General features: G+C 66.1%; 21 protein-coding genes and 1 other RNA gene. 6 read left to right on the plus strand and 16 right to left on the minus strand.

The window, feature by feature from the left end; translation table 11 throughout:
- Window positions 1-74: 74 nt before the first annotated feature.
- The 7 genes from A5759_RS15625 to A5759_RS26135 form a co-directional block, all read right to left on the minus strand.
- Complete coding sequence (locus tag A5759_RS15625; RefSeq protein ID WP_156616944.1) at window positions 75-395, minus strand: hypothetical protein; 321 nt, start codon at window positions 393-395, stop codon at window positions 75-77.
- A 219-nt stretch (window positions 396-614) separates the two neighbouring features.
- Window positions 615-881: a hypothetical protein gene (locus A5759_RS15630; protein WP_156616945.1), complete on the minus strand. Its 267-nt coding sequence runs from the start codon at window positions 879-881 to the stop codon at window positions 615-617.
- 90 nt (window positions 882-971) lie between these two features.
- A complete protein-coding gene (locus tag A5759_RS15635; protein WP_068199264.1) occupies window positions 972-1,514 on the minus strand; it encodes a hypothetical protein in 543 nt (180 codons plus the stop codon).
- A 26-nt stretch (window positions 1,515-1,540) separates the two neighbouring features.
- Window positions 1,541-1,900 (minus strand): hypothetical protein, encoded by a 360-nt coding sequence (locus A5759_RS15640; protein ID WP_068199266.1) that lies wholly within the window; start codon window positions 1,898-1,900, stop codon window positions 1,541-1,543.
- A gap of 911 nt (window positions 1,901-2,811) precedes the next feature.
- Entirely contained in the window at window positions 2,812-4,110 is a 1,299-nt protein-coding gene (locus A5759_RS15650; protein ID WP_068199379.1) for a phage/plasmid primase, P4 family, read from the minus strand.
- Window positions 4,111-4,268: 158 nt separating this feature from the next.
- Complete coding sequence (locus tag A5759_RS15655; RefSeq protein ID WP_231984655.1) at window positions 4,269-4,430, minus strand: hypothetical protein; 162 nt, start codon at window positions 4,428-4,430, stop codon at window positions 4,269-4,271.
- A 185-nt stretch (window positions 4,431-4,615) separates the two neighbouring features.
- Window positions 4,616-4,864 (minus strand): helix-turn-helix transcriptional regulator, encoded by a 249-nt coding sequence (locus tag A5759_RS26135; protein ID WP_369816212.1) that lies wholly within the window; start codon window positions 4,862-4,864, stop codon window positions 4,616-4,618.
- 98 nt (window positions 4,865-4,962) lie between these two features.
- Between A5759_RS26135 and A5759_RS15665 the strand changes: the two genes are divergently transcribed.
- Complete coding sequence (locus A5759_RS15665; protein ID WP_082962150.1) at window positions 4,963-5,496, plus strand: helix-turn-helix transcriptional regulator; 534 nt, start codon at window positions 4,963-4,965, stop codon at window positions 5,494-5,496.
- Window positions 5,493-6,659, plus strand: coding sequence for a site-specific integrase (locus A5759_RS15670; RefSeq protein ID WP_082962151.1), 1,167 nt, complete (start codon window positions 5,493-5,495; stop codon window positions 6,657-6,659). Before A5759_RS15665 ends, A5759_RS15670 begins: the two co-directional genes overlap by 4 nt.
- 23 nt (window positions 6,660-6,682) lie before the next feature.
- Here the strand turns inward: A5759_RS15670 and rnpB are convergent.
- An RNA gene (gene rnpB / locus A5759_RS15675) (RNase P RNA component class A) lies at window positions 6,683-7,102 on the minus strand.
- Between the two features lie 59 nt (window positions 7,103-7,161).
- Here rnpB and A5759_RS15680 point away from each other — a divergent pair.
- The 3 genes from A5759_RS15680 to A5759_RS15690 are packed head-to-tail and all read left to right on the plus strand — an operon-like array spanning window position 7,162 to window position 8,564.
- Complete coding sequence (locus A5759_RS15680; RefSeq protein ID WP_068199273.1) at window positions 7,162-7,617, plus strand: helix-turn-helix transcriptional regulator; 456 nt, start codon at window positions 7,162-7,164, stop codon at window positions 7,615-7,617.
- 9 nt (window positions 7,618-7,626) lie between these two features.
- Window positions 7,627-8,064 (plus strand): VOC family protein, encoded by a 438-nt coding sequence (locus A5759_RS15685; protein WP_068199275.1) that lies wholly within the window; start codon window positions 7,627-7,629, stop codon window positions 8,062-8,064.
- A gap of 5 nt (window positions 8,065-8,069) precedes the next feature.
- Window positions 8,070-8,564 (plus strand): isoprenylcysteine carboxylmethyltransferase family protein, encoded by a 495-nt coding sequence (locus tag A5759_RS15690; protein WP_068199386.1) that lies wholly within the window; start codon window positions 8,070-8,072, stop codon window positions 8,562-8,564.
- 382 nt (window positions 8,565-8,946) lie between these two features.
- Here A5759_RS15690 and A5759_RS15695 read toward each other — a convergent pair whose 3' ends face one another.
- The 4 genes from A5759_RS15695 to A5759_RS15710 form a co-directional block, all read right to left on the minus strand.
- Window positions 8,947-9,882, minus strand: coding sequence for an LpqN/LpqT family lipoprotein (locus A5759_RS15695; protein ID WP_231984656.1), 936 nt, complete (start codon window positions 9,880-9,882; stop codon window positions 8,947-8,949).
- On the minus strand, window positions 9,776-11,212 hold the full coding sequence (locus tag A5759_RS15700) for an HNH endonuclease signature motif containing protein (RefSeq protein WP_068199279.1): 1,437 nt from the start codon (window positions 11,210-11,212) through the stop codon (window positions 9,776-9,778). The genes A5759_RS15695 and A5759_RS15700 overlap by 107 nt, the downstream gene beginning before the upstream one ends.
- A gap of 109 nt (window positions 11,213-11,321) precedes the next feature.
- Window positions 11,322-11,948 (minus strand): class I SAM-dependent methyltransferase, encoded by a 627-nt coding sequence (locus A5759_RS15705; protein ID WP_068199281.1) that lies wholly within the window; start codon window positions 11,946-11,948, stop codon window positions 11,322-11,324.
- Window positions 11,935-12,891: an NAD(P)/FAD-dependent oxidoreductase gene (locus A5759_RS15710; protein ID WP_068199283.1), complete on the minus strand. Its 957-nt coding sequence runs from the start codon at window positions 12,889-12,891 to the stop codon at window positions 11,935-11,937. Before A5759_RS15710 ends, A5759_RS15705 begins: the two co-directional genes overlap by 14 nt.
- Before the next feature lie 46 nt (window positions 12,892-12,937).
- Here A5759_RS15710 and A5759_RS15715 point away from each other — a divergent pair, with 46 nt between their 5' ends.
- A complete protein-coding gene (locus tag A5759_RS15715; RefSeq protein WP_068199285.1) occupies window positions 12,938-13,510 on the plus strand; it encodes a helix-turn-helix domain-containing protein in 573 nt (190 codons plus the stop codon).
- Here the strand turns inward: A5759_RS15715 and A5759_RS15720 are convergent.
- From A5759_RS15720 to cobC, 4 genes are read right to left on the minus strand one after another with little or no spacing between them, the layout of a single operon-like run.
- On the minus strand, window positions 13,507-14,595 hold the full coding sequence (locus A5759_RS15720; protein ID WP_068199286.1) for a bifunctional RNase H/acid phosphatase: 1,089 nt from the start codon (window positions 14,593-14,595) through the stop codon (window positions 13,507-13,509). The two genes, A5759_RS15715 and A5759_RS15720, sit on opposite strands and share 4 nt — an antisense overlap.
- Window positions 14,592-15,329, minus strand: coding sequence for a zinc ribbon domain-containing protein (locus A5759_RS15725; RefSeq protein WP_068199288.1), 738 nt, complete (start codon window positions 15,327-15,329; stop codon window positions 14,592-14,594). Before A5759_RS15725 ends, A5759_RS15720 begins: the two co-directional genes overlap by 4 nt.
- A 2-nt stretch (window positions 15,330-15,331) precedes the next feature.
- A complete protein-coding gene (locus A5759_RS15730) occupies window positions 15,332-16,450 on the minus strand; it encodes a Nif3-like dinuclear metal center hexameric protein (protein WP_066841775.1) in 1,119 nt (372 codons plus the stop codon).
- On the minus strand, window positions 16,447-17,469 hold the full coding sequence (gene cobC, locus A5759_RS15735) for an Rv2231c family pyridoxal phosphate-dependent protein CobC (RefSeq protein ID WP_066841774.1): 1,023 nt from the start codon (window positions 17,467-17,469) through the stop codon (window positions 16,447-16,449). The genes A5759_RS15730 and cobC overlap by 4 nt, the downstream gene beginning before the upstream one ends.
- Window positions 17,470-17,515 lie beyond the last annotated feature (46 nt).

Genomic DNA, 17,515 nt, shown 5'->3' on the forward strand with positions numbered 1-17,515 from the left:
CTACGATGCCCAACGGAGCGACCAGCCCCTGGTCGCAATCCAATAGATCGAGCCTCCGGCAGAACCAGGGCGGTTCAGATGACCTCTGAAAGCCATAGGTAGCCCCTCATTTGCGCCGACAGCGAGCCTTGAGAGATGTACTGCTGTCCAAGCAGAGGCAGCCTTGAGTCCCAACCTGCCGACATCAGCAATCCGGCGCGTTCCATAGACGCGAGGATGCGCGTGATCGCTGATGCATCGCCGGGCGCTACTTCGGTGCTTTGCAGGTATTTTGCAAAATCGTTGGCCGTCCACGCCTCGAACGCGTTATCCGTGAACGGCCTACCGATCGCGGCGGCCATTGCGGCGCGCTCAGGGTGAAGTGGATTGAAGAACCTGTGCGCGGTTCCAGCCACGATCAGCTGCCACCCCACGCTCCCCGGCGCCTGATCCGCAATCCGTGAACCTGGTGGAGGCCTCCCCGAGGGTGCATCGGTCACCGGGCTGAAGATACTTCATAAGTGGTGAGCGTCCCATCGGTCCAGATTGTTTTTTTCCCGGGCCAGGGGGGCGGCGCCTATGCCATGGGGTGCGATGTCGATGGGGGGTGGGGGTTCTACCGGGTGGGGTGCTCGTCAAAAAGGCGGGTCATCCGGGTCGGGGTCACGACGTGGTGGGTCGTACGTGGCACGTACCAGATTGTGAGCGAGCCAATGGGCGTTCTTTGGGCTGAGTTCAACGGTCAAAGACGTCGCGGCGCCCGACTCCGGACACGCGTAGGCGAATGTGATCGCGACATCGGCGGAGCCGCTCGGATATGAACGCCTGACGACGATCACTTCGGTGTCGTTGTCGATGCAGATGGACTCGCTGACTCGGGCGTCGTTGTAGATGGTGTTCATTTCTTTGGTTCCTTTCACCTGCTGCTGGTTTCTAGCTGAACTGGTTGTTCGGTCAGGGTTTGTTTAGTTCACGTGAGGCCGTTGGGGCGGTTATGCGCCCCACGCGTAAGCGATGGTGGCTTCGAACGACCGGTACCGCCGGAGTTTGGCTAGGTCTTTGAGGTCTTCGCCGGCGCTCGGGTTGTGCTTGACGTACTCGTCGATGATGCTGTTCCATCCGGCGTCGAGTGCTCGTCCGAGGACTGCGGCGGCGAGCATTTTGTCGTCAGAGCGTAGGGCTGCTGCGAATACCTGCGCCGCCTCGTCGCTTTGGGTCAGGCGCGCTGCTCGGTCCTGCGAATCTCTATACAGCAGAACTTGTCCGGGGTCGCTACTGGCCGCAGCAGACAGCCCGAACAGCCGCTTCTCGAGCGTCTGCTTCTTGGCGTCGATGAGCTCGGTTTCCTTCTTGCGAAGGTCGCGGAGTTGGTCGCGCATCCGGTCACGCTCGGCATCGCGCTTGGCCTGTCGGCCGGTGTCGGAGAGGGCGCCGTCGTTGGCGATGTTGTCGCGTGTGCGGGCCGATCGCTTCTGAATGCTTGCGGCTTGTGCGCGCAGATCGTCGATTTGCGATTCAAGTTGTGCGAGAGACATTTGTGCGTTTTCCTTTCGGTGCTGGTTTAGACCGTTTCCCGGTCTGTGGTGAGGTTCCAGAGCTCCTGGATACGGGCTGCCACCGGGTGCTCCCCGAAGTAACGGATGCCGGCCAGAACCACTGAGTGCCATCGTTTGTCGATTGCTACTCGCAAGATGCCGAGTACCAGGAACCCGTCGGCGCTGTTGCCCGCCGAGGTCAGCAATCGAGCCGCGGCGGTTTCACTCGTTAGGGCCTGGACATTGCGGTTGGACGCAGCTTTTCGGAAGACGATGTGGCGCAGGGCTGCGATGCGTTCCGCGGTTGCGCGCGCAGCTTCATCCTGCTGTATGCGTTGCACGGCTGCGTGATCGACGTTCTTCGCGACCCGTTCCACGATGGTCATTTGAGCCACGTGTCTTTCGCGCTAATCGTCGCCGCCGCCGAACAGATTACGCGCGAATGCCGCGCGGCCCGATTCCGAGGGTTCTCGCCGAGCATCGGGCGGGCACACGCGCTGGACGAGATCGTTGAATTCGTCATCAGGTAGCTCTCGGAGGTATTGCTCGACTCCCAGCCGTAGGTAGTCGATTGGATTCACTGTGCTGACCTGCCTTTCGTTCGGCGTACTGGACGACGCTCTGTCGTGGGAAGACATATCGACCGCCGATACCGCGTCCGCCAAGTTCGAGTCGGATACGTCGGACCCATTGCGGCGAGCGTTCGAGAATCACTGCCGCTTCGGTTGTGTCGATGAGTTCCTCTGCTGCCGATGGTGGCGAATTTGGCTGGGACGCACAAGTTTTGGTTTCGCATACGAAACTAGCGAGCTGGGCGAGTATAGCGTCGAACCCAGCAGGCAAATGTGGCCTGTTGCCGAGCGTATGGCGGACCCAGAAATCGCGGACGGCATGGTGTAGCAGCACGGCTTCCGCCGCCGAGAACGTGATGGCGCCTGATCGTGCGTAGCTCATCTGCCTTCCTCTATGTCGACGCGCACGACGCTGTGCACGCCGATGCACAGCGGGCCGCACGGAGTGAGTTCGGCTTCGGCCTGCCGTGCTTGCCCGGCGGTGTGCCAGTAGGTCCACTCGTTCGTGATGGGCCCGGCAAGGTTGCTGCGATGGCAGACCAGCGCGGCGACAGCGCTGACGCTCCTTGCTTGGCCTGCTGATCGACGCGGACTCACCAGGACCCCACCAGGTAAGGCCCGAGGTTCTCTGACCTGCGGTGTCTACGCATGGCACGTATCTCCGGTATGACGCCAATGCGTGCTCGCGCGTAGTGGAACCTGTAAATGCGTGCCATGCGTAGACATCACTCCTCCTCGGCCTTCGCTCTGAGCGCGATTCCTGTTCGCCACCGTTTGCCTCGAACCGGGTTTCCGGCCGGGTAACCGTGGCGGTCAAGGGCCTGTCCAAACGCTTTCTGCGACAGGGCTTCTGCACCGTCGCGCACGCGCCACTTCTCGAACGCCTGGAAAAGATGAGAGGTCGTGGCCTTGAGCGCTGGGGTGGATACGACGCATTCCTCGTCGATGAAACGGCGCAGCGCGTCGCTGGCAACTTGGTAGGCGTTGGTCGCGGCCAGCACCGCGCTCGGATCGTCGAGCGCTCCGCGCTCGCTGTAATCACGCCATCCGGCGAGGGCCCATCCGAGGATGCCGTCAGCTTCCAACTTCAACCGCTCGCCGAGCGCGCCGTCGCGTTCGTTCTCGGGAATCACGACGTCAAATGGCACGACGCGGAGCCGACGCCATACCGCGGCGTCATCAGCCGACACCTTGGGTAGGTGGTTGGTGATGAGCATCGGCAGGTGACTAGGATCGAATTGCACGAAATCCTGTCGCATCCGGCGGGCGCGGATGGGGTCGCCGCCGGTGAGGCGTTTCATGGTGGCCTCGGCCAGCCGGCGGTTGCGTTCGGATTCGGATACGACGATCAGGCGCCGGCCCATCAGGTCCATTTCGCCCGTCGGGTGCGCCCCGTCTCGGTGCATGAATAGGTCGGGTTCGGCGGTACTGGCGTAGTCACCGAACGCGTGCAGCACGGCTTCGTAGAAGGTGCTTTTGCCGTTCGCGCCGACGCCGGTCAGGATTGGCAAGACGTGTTCACGTACCGCTCCAAGCAGGCTGACGCCGACAAGCCGGTTCAGGAAGCCGCGCACGTCGTCGTCGGGTAACACTCGCGCCAGGAACACGGTCCACAGCGGTGATTCGGCATCGGGACGGTAGGCACCGCGGCATACCTTGGTGATCCGATCGGCGGGCTGGTGAGGAGACATGGTGAGCGTGCGTAGGTCGAGGGTGCCGTTGGCGGTGTTCAACAGGTACGGGTCTGCATCGAGGTCGCGCGCGGCGGCGGCGAATGGTTTCAGCGCCGCGGCGATGCCCAAGACACCGTTGATGCCGCTATCGGATTCGCAGCGCCGCACGTCCCGCTGCAATCGCTTGTCGCTTAGCGAGTCCGCTAGCGAACAGCGGAGCACGTCGAGGACAGCACGCTTGGCGGTGCCGGTGTCGTCGGCAGCCCAACGGGTGCCGTCCCAGTAGTGCCAGCCGAGGCCGTGGACGTGCAGCAACCGATCCCTATAGGCGGCGCGTAGCCGGTAGGCCATTCGCACCTGTCCGGTGTGTTGCTCGCCCGCGGAACGGTCGTCGCTCGGGTTCTCTGGGCCGGGGTCGTCGCGATGCCAGCCGTTGCGCTCCGCGACGGCCTGGCGTTCGTCTTGCTCCCAGAGCTCGCGAAGCTCGTCGGAGCGGTCAATGTCATCGCTCACGCGATCACGCCTCCGCATCCCGCATGCAGTATCTCGGCGAGTTCGCGGTCCGCGCCGCCGCGACGGTAGAGCGCCCGCCGAACCTCTAGCGGCACGAGCGGCATTCGGCCCGCGGCCAGCACATGGCGGGCGGCGTCGCGCCACCCGTCGATCACCACGTCGGACAGCGGGGGTTCGGTACAACGGCAGAGCCAGGGATCAGGCCCGCAGCCGCACGCGAGCGGGACCATCGTTCGTGACGCGGTTCGTCGCCGGTTCCAGCTACGGTGAGGGTGTTCGACGTAGCTCTGCGCGAAGGCTGCCCGGTCCCACCCTGGGCGGCTTCTTCGTCTCGTGAAGACCTTCATGCAACGCCACCGCCGGCCTGCGTGCCAGCTTCCTGCTCTTCGAGCCAGCGAAGGACTTCGGATCTGCGCCAGACCCGGCGGCGACCGAGTTTGAAACTTCGTGGGCCGGTGCCGATGTGCGCCCAGTAGCGCCACGTAGAAGCGGCCGTGCCGGTCAGCCGTTCGAGGTCAACCGAGTCGAGGTACTCGGGTTCTGTGGGCTGCGCGTCGACAGTTCGTATGTGATCGGTTTCGGTTTTCGCCACGGTTCTCCCTGTTCTGGTGAGGTATCCGATTTTCGGGATGACGCCAGTCTGTTTGCGTTGATTGCGCTAGTCAACCGATCAGGGGTACATTCCCGATCATGGGTAAACAATCGCCTGTAGAAACCCAATTCCGGGTGCGGGTGAGACGGGAACGCGAACGGCGCGACTGGTCACAGGCGGAACTTGCAAAACTGTTGCAAGACAGGGGGATAGCGAGCGTCTATCCAACGACGGTCGCCAAGATCGAAGCCGGCGAACGCGCGGTGCGGATCGACGAGGCGACCGCGCTCGCAGATATCTTCGAAGTGTCGGTAGACGCCCTGTTGGGCCGCTCTGCCAGCTTTGAACAAGACCGGCTGTATGCCGTGCGTGACGCAGCGTTACAGGCGGCGTCGGGCGTCAGCGCGATCAGAACGACGCTGATGAACGTCTTCCCAGAACTCGACGGGCTCGAGTTCGACAACCGGAGAGCCGTGAGGGCTGCTGCCGACCGCGCCCTAGCGGCACTCAGTCAAGCCGTCGATGAACTCATGGTCGTCACCGGACAGCCCACCATCGACGAGATAGCCGAGTCGATCATGCAGCCACCGCAGCCACAACCGAGGAAACGGTCAGAGAGGCGCACGAAATGAGACGCAACCGAAGAGCAGGTGTCGAGGACCGCTGGCACAAGGGAGACGGCGCACCCTCGGCCCGATACGGCAAGGGCCGGCGGTGGCTGGCCCGGTACGTCGACGACCGAGGCGTCGAGCACACGAAGTCGTTCACTCGCAAGGTCGACGCCGGCCAGTGGCTCGACGGCCAGACCGCGGCGGTGGTGTCCGGCACGCACGTCAACCCGCGGGCCGGCGACATCACCTTGCGCGAGTACGCAGAGCACTGGCGCAAGATCCAGGTGCAGCGGCCCAGTTCCCGCGCTCATATCGAAACCATGTTGCGCCGGCACGCCTACCCGACGCTCGGGGACCGGCCGCTGTCGTCGATTTTGCCCAGCGACATTCAGGCGTGGGTGAAGGGGCTCGAACTGGCGCCGGCCACGATCGGCGTGGTTCACGGCATCGTGTCGACGATCATGAAGGCGGCGATCCGCGATCGGCGCATCGTGAGCAGTCCGTGCGAAGGCAGCAAGCTACCGAAGGTCGAGCGCAAGCGGATTGTCCCGCTGACCACCGTCCAGGTGCACGCGGTCCGTGACGCGTTACCCGCGGAACTACGCGCACTGGTCACCCTCGCGGCCGGTACAGGTATGCGCCAGGGCGAGTGCTTCGGGCTGACCGTCGACCGGGTGAAGTTCCTTGAGCGCACGGTGACCGTCGACCGCCAGCTGGCCACCGTGCCGGGTCAGGCGCCGGCTTTCGGCCCGCCGAAGACACAAGCGAGCAACCGGATCATCCCACTGCCCCAGGTCGTTGTGGACGCGCTGGCCGCGCATCTGGCGGCGTTTCCAGCCGAGCCTGACGGTCTGGTGTTCACACTGTCGGGGAAGCCGATCACCCGTCAGATCTTCGGCCACAAATGGCGTCCAGCAGTCGCGACGGCGAAACTTCCGGCGGGGACTGGGTTCCACGAACTGCGGCACTACTACGCGAGCCTGCTGATCCGTCACGGCGAGAGTGTGAAGACGGTTCAGGCGCGTCTCGGTCACGCCAGCGCGGTTGAGACTCTGGATACTTACAGCCACCTGTGGCCCGACTCTGACGATCGCACTCGGGACGCGATCGACTCGGTGCTGGGGTCGACGGCGAGCGAGAACGCTGTGGACCAGCTGCGGACTGAAGAAGAGCTAACCCCCTGAACGTGCAGTTCAGGGGGTTAGCGCGGACGAGTTGGCCTGTAAGCCGGATTCTGTCCCGCACCACCGCGGCTGACCGCGGCGGCGAGGTGGCGACCATCCATCTGGACACACCGTCGCCGGGTGCCTCGAGCGGCCTACCCGCAGGCTCGGGCGAGCAACCCTCGAACGTCTGCGCGGCCGCAACCAGGTTGCGGCCTTCTTGGCCTTGCTTCGGGTGGGGTTTGCCTAGCCACTCCGGTCACCCGGAATGCTGGTGCGCTCTTACCGCACCGTTTCACCCTTACCACCGGTGAGTCCGAAGACCCGGTGGTGGCGGTCTGTTTTCTGTGGCACTTTCCCGCGAGTCACCTCGGATTGCCGTTAGCAATCACCCTGCTCTGCGAAGTCCGGACTTTCCTCGAAACCCAGGCGAACCTGGATCCCGCGGCCGCCCAGCCAACTCATCCGCTGGTTCAACGTAGCGCCTGTCGCCGCTGTTCCGCGAGTTCGACATACTTGGCGCATGGCACAGGTGCCTCCGGCGCGCTATCTGATGCGCGCCAAGGATCTGGTGGACGCGCGGTACGCCGAGGCGATCACCGTCGACGACCTCGCCGCGGCCGCCGGGCTGTCGCGCGCGCACTTCAGCAGGATGTTCACCCGCACCTTCGGCGAAACACCGCGCGCTTACCTGCAGACCCGCCGCCTGGAACGCGCCGCGGCGCTGCTGCGCAACACCGACCGCTCGATCGCCGACATCTGCGTGATGGTGGGCCTGCAAAGCGTGGGATCGTTCACCACCAGCTTCGCCCGGGTGTACGGGCTGCCGCCGGCCGCGTACCGCGCGAGCCTGCCGCCGGCGGCGATCCACGCCCGGGTTCCGAGTTGCATCCTCAAGCGCGACACCCGGCCGCCCGCCGACAGCCGCGTACCCAAGACAGCACACGGGGAGAAGACGAACAAAGCCGGGCGGTCGTAGCGTCGAGCCATGATCAAAATCGCAAGCGCCCACCTGTGGGTACATGACCAAGAAGCCGCACTGAGATTCTGGACCGAGAAGGTCGGTATGGAAGTGCGGCAGGATGTTTCACTGCCCGATGTCGACGGCCTCTTCCGATGGTTGACTGTCGGACCGCCGGGCCAGGACGACGTATCGATCGTGCTGATGGCCGTACCCGGCCAACCGGTCATGGACGAGCCGACCCGTAAGCAGGTACTGGACCTGACGGCCAAAGGCTTCGCGGGCACCGTGTTTCTCACGACGGAGAACTGCCAGGCCTCCTATGAGGAAATGCGTTCGCGCGGAGTCGCGTTCACGGAGGAGCCCCACGAGATGCCCTACGGCATCGACTGTGGATTCCGCGATCCGTCGGGCAACAGCGTGCGCCTGACCCAACTCGCGGACATCTCGGCCATCACGGGGTAGTGCACGTGCGGACCAGCACCGCTGCGCTCGCCTCGGCTGTCTTCTTCGTGGTCGCGCCCGGCACAGTCGTCGGGGTAGGCCCGTGGTTGATCACGCGCTGGGAGCTTTCCGACGCTCCGGCGTGGCGCGTGGTGTTGGGCGGGATCATGATCGTCGCCGGCCTGATCCCGCCTATCCACGCGTTCATCGAATTCGTCAGGGCGGGCGGCACTCCCATGCCTGTTGCGCCGACCCAGCGGCTGGTCGTCACCGGGTTCAACCGGGTGGTCCGGAACCCGATGTACGTCGGTCTGATCATCGCGAACCTCGGCCAGGCAGTGCTTTTCGCCAACCTGTGGTTGGTGTTGTACGCCGCGATCGCATGGGTGGTCACCGCGTCGTTCGTGCGGTGGTACGAAGAGCCCACGCTAGTCCGGACCTACGGGTCGCAGTACGAGACGTACCGTGCAAACGTGCGCGCGTGGATTCCTCGGTTGACCCCGTGGACGGCGCCGTCGTGATGCTTTAGGCGGACGTCAGCCGCGGGGCCAAGTCGAGCGTGGCGCCGGGCCCGCGGGCGGCGCGGGACTGAGGTTCGCGCCGGGGACCTGTGAGTTCTGCCAAGCCGCGATGCACAGTCCGATCCGGCCCGGTTTACACCAGCCGCCGGTGCCCGAGACCCCAAGTGAGGTCTGGGACTGGTCCCAGCACACCCCGGTGCGCTGGTCCCACACCTCGCCGGCCGTACATTGCGCAACCGCCGCAGGCGCGGTTACCAGGGACGACGAGATCACTACGGCGCTGCACACCGAAGCCAACAGGGCGGCTGGAGCCGATGTCCGGATTCTCATATCGATGTGTCTCCGTCGGTAAGCGGGGTCCATGGGTCTCGGATGCCGGTGATCACGACGGGGGCCTGATGGTCGTCTGTTCGTCGATCACCTTGATGGCATCGAGCACCACGTTCTGCTCGCTTCCGGGACTGTCCGCATTCAGCTGAAGGACGAATAGGCCGTCGGCTGCCGGCACGACGACCGTCTTTTGAGCGACGAATCGCGGCTTGCCGTTGTCCATGAAATTGCCGGCGAACGAAATCGAGTCGAAGCCGCCGAAGGAGCTCCTCGTGGGTTCTCCTAATGGTTTGAACTCGGCCATGTCCTCCAGCTGCTCCGGCGCGTACTCGAAGATCTTCGCCGCGTCGACGTTGCCGGTGAGTTTGGAGGCGATCGCGTACATGTCGGGCGGATCGTTGGGATCCTTGGGGGCGTCGTAGACGATGGCTCCGTAGGCCCACTCCGGCGTCGCCTCCCCCGCATCGCTCCATCGGGGTGGAATGGGGAAATCGAAATCGGGGGTTCCCGGCTCACCCGGTCTGATCGGCGTCTCGGCGATCCCGTTCTCGGTGATGTACTCGCTGATCGTGTCTTCGTCGTCGGCCTGGGGGCTGGGCGCGGCCGACGTGCCGGTCGTGCTCGTCGCCGAGGTCGTTGTCGTGGCAGCGGTGTCATCACTGGAACCACAGCCCACAAGCCCAAAGCTCAAAGCAACGGCGCAGAGACCAGCCGTCGTTCCTACAGGGAGATTTTTCATCGACTCCTGTCTCCTACGGTCGCTTGTCCGAATCACGAGGCAAGATCTGGACACGAGCTTAGGGCCGCGGAGACCGAATATTGGCAGGTTCATCAATTTCATGATCAATTGGCCCACCGGCAAGATGCGCGTGACGCCGAGTTCAGAACGGCGGTGGCTTGTAATGCGCGGCGAGCCACGCCTGATGTTGGCGTTGCTCTTCTCCGATGAGTTCGCTGCGTCGCCGTCGTTCGGTGTCGATGCGTTCACGGCGCACCTGTTCGCGGGTTTGCCTGCGGCGCGGCATCATCGCCATCCGCTCGGCGCTGTCGTTCGGTGGGGGCGCGGTGGCTCGGATGACTCCGGTGGGTTGGCGCAGCACCGGGAACAAGCTCGCCCCGTGGGGTTCGGATCGGTACTGGTGTCCGGTCGGGGCGGTGAGAACGACTGCACCGTCAGGCAATTGTTCTTCCCGCCAGCCACCGCTGCCGCTATAGAACGTCTTGATCAGGTGATGAATGCGGCAGTAGTGCTTGGTGTTCGACGGATGCGTCGGGCCGTAGGGCCACGGCACCGTATGGTCCACATCGCAGCCCCACACCGGTTTGTCACAACCAGGCCAGCGACACGTCACGTCGCGCCACTGCAAGAACTCAGTCAACCTGGCGCCGGGACGATACCCGGCGCGCGCAGCGTCATCGGCTGAGGGCACGATCACCGGCTTGAGTTCAGCGTTGCGCGCCAGCTCACGCACCGACTCGGCAGGCAGAACCCCGAAACCGGGCAGATATCCCGGTTTTGCGCTGGTGCCCTCCACGGTGCCCTGCTCAGCCAGCACATGGACCACCGCAGCAGCCGCCTCGGCCCGCCGCCCAGCCGCCGGGCAATCGTCGAGCCCGCACTGGCAAGCCAGTGTGGCTTCCCGGCGCCCCAGCGGCCCGCACGCATCAGCGCGGCGCTGGGCCTTGGTGCGCGGATCGTTGTCGCACACCGTGGCCGCCAACGCATCCAACCCAGCATCGAGCGCGGCGCCATCTTCAGCACGGAGCTGTGCAGACATCAAGGCCATCCCCGCGACGTCGCCAGGATTGATCTCGACATAGCGGTGCTTGTCGGTTTCGGGCGGCACGCGCACCGCGGCCGGATCGAACTCGGCGATGAACACATCGATGCGATCGCGCAGTTTGGGTTTGGACAGCTTCATCCACTTCTCAACCCGCCACGCCAACGCCTCATCCAGGCCCACCATCACCTCGTCATCGACGTTCTGGGTGCGCGCGATAATCGTCGACACCATCCGATAGTCGATCACCCCCCGACGAAACCTCCGCAGCACCTGCGGAAGCCGATCCCGCAGGCTCAGGGCCATCTCGACCTGACTCACCGCCCGGGCGTGGCTGATGTTGTGCACCGCCGAGATCTCAGCTGCTACCGCCGAGATCGCATCAGCGACATAGAACTCGGCTCCAACCATCTCGGGGTGACGCCGCGCGCACAGCTCCCCCACCAACGACAACCGCCGTCCCGTCGCCGCGGCCTCCTCACGCGCCTCCTCACCCATCAAGGTGACCAAGTCCGCATCCGAAGCCTCTTCGAACATGCTTCCGACACTACGCCCGACCACTGACAAGTCTTAACGACGAAAGCCTTTCTCTGTGAATGAGTTTCGGCCTGTGGAGAACCTCACTAAATGCGACCGCGACCGGCGTCTACCGGCGCCGCAGCAGGATCACGTTGTCGGACCACTGGGCCGGCTCGCCGTCCGGCGTCGTGACGTCACGCATCGGCGTACTGATCTTTGCCGGTTCCCATTCGGACTCCGGCAAGTTCAGCGCGGCCACGACCTCCTCGGGCGGTGTGAACGTCTGGTGGTGACCATGAAGTTCGGAAAGCCACGGCGGCGGTGTGCCGTGATCGACGATGAGCAGGAGCCCGCCCGCCCGGACCGCCCGCGCGGCCGAGCGGAAGATCGCCGTCCGGTCAAGCGGGAACGTCGAGTGCAGGAATTGCGCGTTCACCAAATCGAATTCGCCGTCGGGGAAGCTCTCCGACAGGTCGTGTTGCTGAAAGTCGATTTGGTCCCCCACCCCGCGCGCGACGGCATCGGTGGCCGCACGCCGCAAAGCGGTTTCGGCGATGTCGACGGCGACGACCCGCCATCCCCTCTCGGCGAGCCACATCGCGTCGCCGCCCTCACCGCTGCCCAGATCGAGCGCGGTGCCGGGCTCGAGGTCCGACACCATCTCGACGAGCCGAACGTTCGCCCGACCGCTCCAGATGCGATTGCGTTCGCTGTAACGCTCTTCCCAATGCTGTTTGGCGTCAGGCGTTGACATGTCGGCTCCTTTCCGGAACGACTGCTGGAAAATACGCTTCGACCAGGCTCTGCACGACAGCGGCTGCTGCCGCTGAACCCGCCGCCACCGCGGCGGCCACCTGCGGCATCTGTGCCACCAGGTCGCCTACGGCGAAAACCCCGTCCGCACTGGTGCGATAGAACGCGTCGACGTGAACCGGATTGTGCGCGACCGGAGTCGGCTCGCCCGTTGTGGCGCCGAGTTGTTCGGCCAGCGAAGTGCGCTGGTGAAGCGTCGTGGCGACCAGGATGCCCGCCCGGGGCAGCCGGCTGTCGTCGGTGAACACCACGGCCTCCAGAGTGCCTGCGGCACCCACCAATTCGGCCACCGGCCGGTCGTCGATCGTCACACCCGCAGCCGCCAGCCGCTCGCGCTGTGCGAGGTCGAGATCAGCGGGACCGTCGGTGAGCAGGACGACGTCGTCGCTCCAGAGACGCAGCAACAGTGCCGTATGCACCGCACGCTCACCGCTGGCCAGCACGGCCAGGGGCTGATCGCGGACTTCCCAGCCGTGGCAGAACGGGCAGTGGAAAGCGGACCGACCCCACAGCTCCGCCAGGCCGGGAAGCGGCGGCGGCCGGTACTCCATGCCAGTGGCCAACACCACCTTCCGGGCACGCTCGACTCCGCCGTCGTCCAACCGCAGGACGAACAGTCCGTCCGCGCGCTCCCCGCCGGTGACTTCTGCCGCTCGCACTTCGACCGACGGATACGCCGACAACTCTCGACGTCCCAACGCGTACAGCTCCGCCGGCGGCCGGCCGTCGTGGCCCAGAAGCCCACCGATGCCGTGCGCGGGGAGGTTGCTCTGTGCGCCGCCGTCAATCAGCAGTGTGCGACGACGAGCCCTGCCTAGCACCAGCGCGGCACTCAGCCCGGCGGCACCGCCACCGACGACGACGCAATCCCAAATTCTGTCCATGCGATTACCTTGCAGCGGCCGCGAGAAGCTGCCAAGCTTTCTTGCCATGCAGGCAAAAGATGAAGACAGCGTCGACGCGCGGGTGCGTCGCAGGCTGCGCGAACTACGCACCCAGCACGGCCTGACACTGGAGGATGTAGCCCGGCGGTCGAACATCGACGTGTCCACGTTGAGCCGGCTGGAGTCCGGCAAGCGCCGCCTCGCCCTCGACCACCTGCCCAGACTGGCGGTCGCGTTGTCGGTGAGCACCGACGAGCTGCTGCGCGCACCGGAGGCCGAGGACCCACGCGTGCGCAGCGGATCCCATACCGCACACGGAATCACGTATTGGCCGTTGACCCGCCAGGCCGCCGGCGGTCTGCACGCCTTCAAGATCCGGATCAGCGCCCGGCGGCGCAACCCGCCCGCTGAACTTCCGGTGCACGAAGGCCAGGACTGGATGTACGTCCTGTCCGGCCAGCTGCGCCTGATCCTCGGTGAGCGCGACTTCACCGTGAAACCTGGTGAGGCGGTGGAGTTCTCGACGTGGACGCCGCACTGGTTCGGCGTGGTGGACGGGCCGGTCGAGGCGATCACGATCTTCGGGCCGCACGGCGAGCGGCTGCACCTACACGACTAATCCAGGTAAGCCGTCTGATTGACCAACCGCACCGATGCCGCGCCGTCGGCATAGAACTCGGCGATCGACAGCGACGCGAGATCGAGATGCAGCCGGTACAAGATGTTCGGGCCACCGTCGAGCGCCATCCGCAGCAACGTCTTGATCGGCGTCACATGCGAGACCACCAGCACCGTCTCCCCCCCACGCTCTGCCAGGATCCGTGCCCGCGCCCTGCCGACACGCTCAGCAGCGGAGTCGAAGCTCTCGCCGTCCGGAGGCGCAAGCGAGGTGTCGCGCAGCCAACGCCGATGCAGGTCGGGGTCGCGTTCGGCCGCTTCGGCGAACGTCAGGCCCTCCCAGGCCCCGAAGTCGGTCTCGATCAGGTCGTCGTCGACGGTCACGTCCAGGCCGAGCACTTTGGCCGCCGCCGCCGCGGTGTCGTACGCCCGCTGCAGCGGTGACGTGACGACCGCCGCGACGCCCCCGCGCTGTCCGAGATAGTGCGCGGCGGCTTCGGCCTGACGACGCCCGAGTTCGGTCAGCGCGGGGTTACCGCGCCCCGAGTATCGACGGTCGACCGACAACTCGGTCTGGCCGTGGCGCAGCAGCAGGAACCGCGTCGGCGCCCCACGCGCACCGCTCCACGCGGTGGGGTTCGACGCCTGATGCGGTTCCGTTCCCGCCACGCCCGAAGGAATTTCGGCCGCGGCGTCCATCGCCTCGTTGGCCAGCCGGTCGGCGTGGCTGTTCTCCGCACGCGGAATCCACTTGTAGGTGACCCGGTCGAAACGGGTGGCCAGCGCTGTGGCCTGCTGATGCAGGGCCGCGATGTCCGGGTGCTTGACCTTCCACCGGCCCGACATCTGTTCCACCACGAGCTTGGAGTCCATTCGCGCGTCGACCTCGGTGGCGCCCAGGCTCGCCGCCTCGCTCAGGCCGGCGATCAACCCGCGGTACTCGGCGACATTGTTCGTCGCGTGACCGATCGCCTCCTTGCGCTCGGCGAACACCGTGGCGTGATCCGCCGACCAGACCACCGCCCCGTAGCCCGCCGGACCCGGGTTGCCGCGCGAGCCACCGTCGGCCTCGACGATGACCTTCACCCGCCAGACCCTTTGAGACGCAACAGGATCGCGCCGCACTCAGGGCAGCGGAGCACCTCGTCGTCGGCCGCCGCGGAGATGCGCGCAAGCTCCCCTTTGTCGATCTCGAGGCGGCACGCTCCGCATCGGCGCCCCTGCAGTTGGCCGGCCCCCGCGCCGCCGCGGGCGCGCTGCTGTTCGTAGAGCCTGACCAAGTCGGCGTCGAGGACCGCGACGAGTTCGTCGCGGCGCGACAGGCTCTGGTGGCGCTGCTGATCCAGCTCGGTACGGACGTCGTCGCATGCGGTCTGCGCGGAGCCCAGCTCGTTCTGCAGCTCGTCCATCCGCGCGAGCGCGGCCTGCTGGTCGCGTTGCAGTTCCTCGCGTCGCTCCATCACCTCGAGTTGCGAATCCTCCAGCGCGGCTTGCCTGCGCTCCAGGGTGTCGAGTTCGTGCTGCAACTCGGTGAGCTGTTTGGCGTCCACCGAGCCGCCCGAGAGCAGCTTGCGGTCACGGTCTTCACGCTGGCGGACCGAGTCGATCTCGGATTCGAACTTGGCGATCTGGGCGTCGAGATCCTCGATGGCGATTTGCAGTGCCGCCAGTCGGTCGTTGGCCTCCCGATGCGCGGCCTGTACCTCCTCGAGCCGCTGCTGTTCGGCGAGGTTTTTCACCCGATGCTCCAGCCGGGCAAGGGAAGCATCGAGCTCGGCCAACTCGGATAGCGTCTGTTGTTGAGCTACTTCGGCTTTCATGCTCATCTCTCGACATTCCACGGATCGGTGCGCACGTCGGACACCCGCACAGGCAGCGCGTCACCGAAATGGGCTTGCAGCAGGTCTGCGGCTTGGCGGCACCACGGGTATTCGCTGGCCCAGTGCGCGACGTCCACGAGCGCGACCTGCGAAGCGCGTCGGTGTTCGTCGGCGGGGTGGTGCCGCAGGTCCGACGTCACGTACGCGTCGACACCCATGCGTGCGACGAGGCCGAGCAGCGAGTCACCCGCACCGCCGCACACCGCGACCCGCGACACCTCGGCGTCCAAGTCACCAGATGCGCGCACGCCCCACGACGTGGGGGGTAGTGCTTCGCGCACGCGAGACACGAACGCCGACAACGGTTCAGGACGATCCAGCACGCCGATGCGTCCCAACCCGGCATTGCCGGGAATCGGCGCCAGCGCGAAGACGTCGAACGCGGGTTCCTCGTAGGGATGCGCGGCCCGCAGCGCGGCCAGCACGTGCCCGCGCAACCGCGCGGGGGCGATGACTTCCACCCGGTCCTCTGGCACGTGTTCGACGGATCCGACGCTGCCGATCGCCGGTGACGCGCCGTCGTGCGGCAGGAACTGCCCGGTGCCAGTCGTGGTCCAGCAGCAGTGCGAATAGTCACCGATACGCCCTGCCCCCGCCGCGAACATGCCCTCGCGCACCGCCTCCGAGTTCTCCGCAGGCACGAAGACGACCCACTTGTCCAAATCGGATTCCGCACTCGCCGGCGCGAGCACCTCCTCGACGGTGAGCCCGAGCGCTTCGGCCAGCGCGTCGGAGACGCCGGGCGAAGCCGAGTCCGCGTTGGTGTGGGCGGTGAACAGCGCCCGGCCGCTGCGGATCAGGCGATGGATCAGGGCGCCCTTGGCAGTGCTGGCGGCCACGGTGTCCACGCCGCGCAACAGCAGCGGATGGTGAGCCAGCAGTAGGCCGCCCTCGGGAACCTCGGCGACGACATCGGCGGTGGCGTCGACAGCAACCGTGACCGTCTCGACGGTCTCCGACGGGTCCCCGCAGACCAGGCCGACCGAGTCCCAGTCCTGCGCCAGCTCCGGCGGGTATGCCGCCTCCAGCACGTCGATGATGTCGGCCAGCCGGGCGCTCATCGCAGCACCTCGGCCATCGCGTCGACCAGCACGGGCCACTCCGGGCGTACCGCCGCGCGCAGGAACTGACCGTCCAGCCCGACGAACGTGTCACAGCGACGCACAGCAATACCTCTGCGATCCAGGTGTTTTCGCATCAGTTCGGCATCCGGCACACAGAACAGGACGAAGGGGGCCGAACCGGTGACGACATGCACGCCGATGCTAGTCAAGCCGGCCACCATCTCCGCGCGCACCTCCGTCAGCCGCCGGGCGGCATCGTCGGCCTCGGCCACCGCATCGGGTGTGCTGCACGCCGCGACGGCCTCGAGTTGCAGCGTGCCGAGGGGCCAGTGCGGACGCCGTGCGGTCAACCGTGCCAGCACGTCCGGCGCGCCCAGCGCGTAGCCGACGCGCAACCCGGCCAGCGCCCACGTCTTGGTCAGGCTGCGCAGGACGACGACGTCGGGCAGGGCGTCGGCGGCCAGCGATCCGGGCTCGCCGGGAACCGCGTCGGCGAACGCCTCGTCCACCACCACGATGCGCCCGGGCCTGCGCAGGGCGAGCACCTGCTCGCGGGTGTGCAGTACGCCGGTCGGATTGGTCGGATTGCCGACGACGACGAGGTCGGCGTCGCCGGGCACCGCGTCCGGGGTCAGGGTGTACGGCGCTTCCAGTACCACGTGCGCGAAGGGCACCCCGGCCGCGGCCAGCGCCGCCTCCGGTTCGGTGAACGACGGGGCGATGAGGGCGGCGCGTCGCGGCTGCAGGTCCGGCAACCGCGCGAACGCCTCGGCCGCCCCCGCCAGCAGCACGACCTCGTCGGCGGCGCGGTCGTGCCTTCCTGCGACCGCGTCGAGCGCCCGCTGAGAATCGGTCGCGCTCGGATACCGGGCCAGATCGGCCAACCGGGCCGAGAGGCGGTCGACCAGCCAGGACGGGGGCTCATCAGCGCGGACGTTGACGGCAAAGTCCAGCATCCCGGGGACCACAGCCTGATCGCCGTGGTACCGCGCGGCAGCACGCAACGGACTCACCACATCACGACCCTAGTGCGCTGGCCGCGGTCGTTCTGCGATCGGGGAG

Origin of the sequence: Mycobacterium sp. 852014-52144_SCH5372336 (assembly GCF_001665615.1) — a bacterium.
GTDB classification, from domain to species: domain Bacteria; phylum Actinomycetota; class Actinomycetes; order Mycobacteriales; family Mycobacteriaceae; genus Mycobacterium; species Mycobacterium neumannii_A.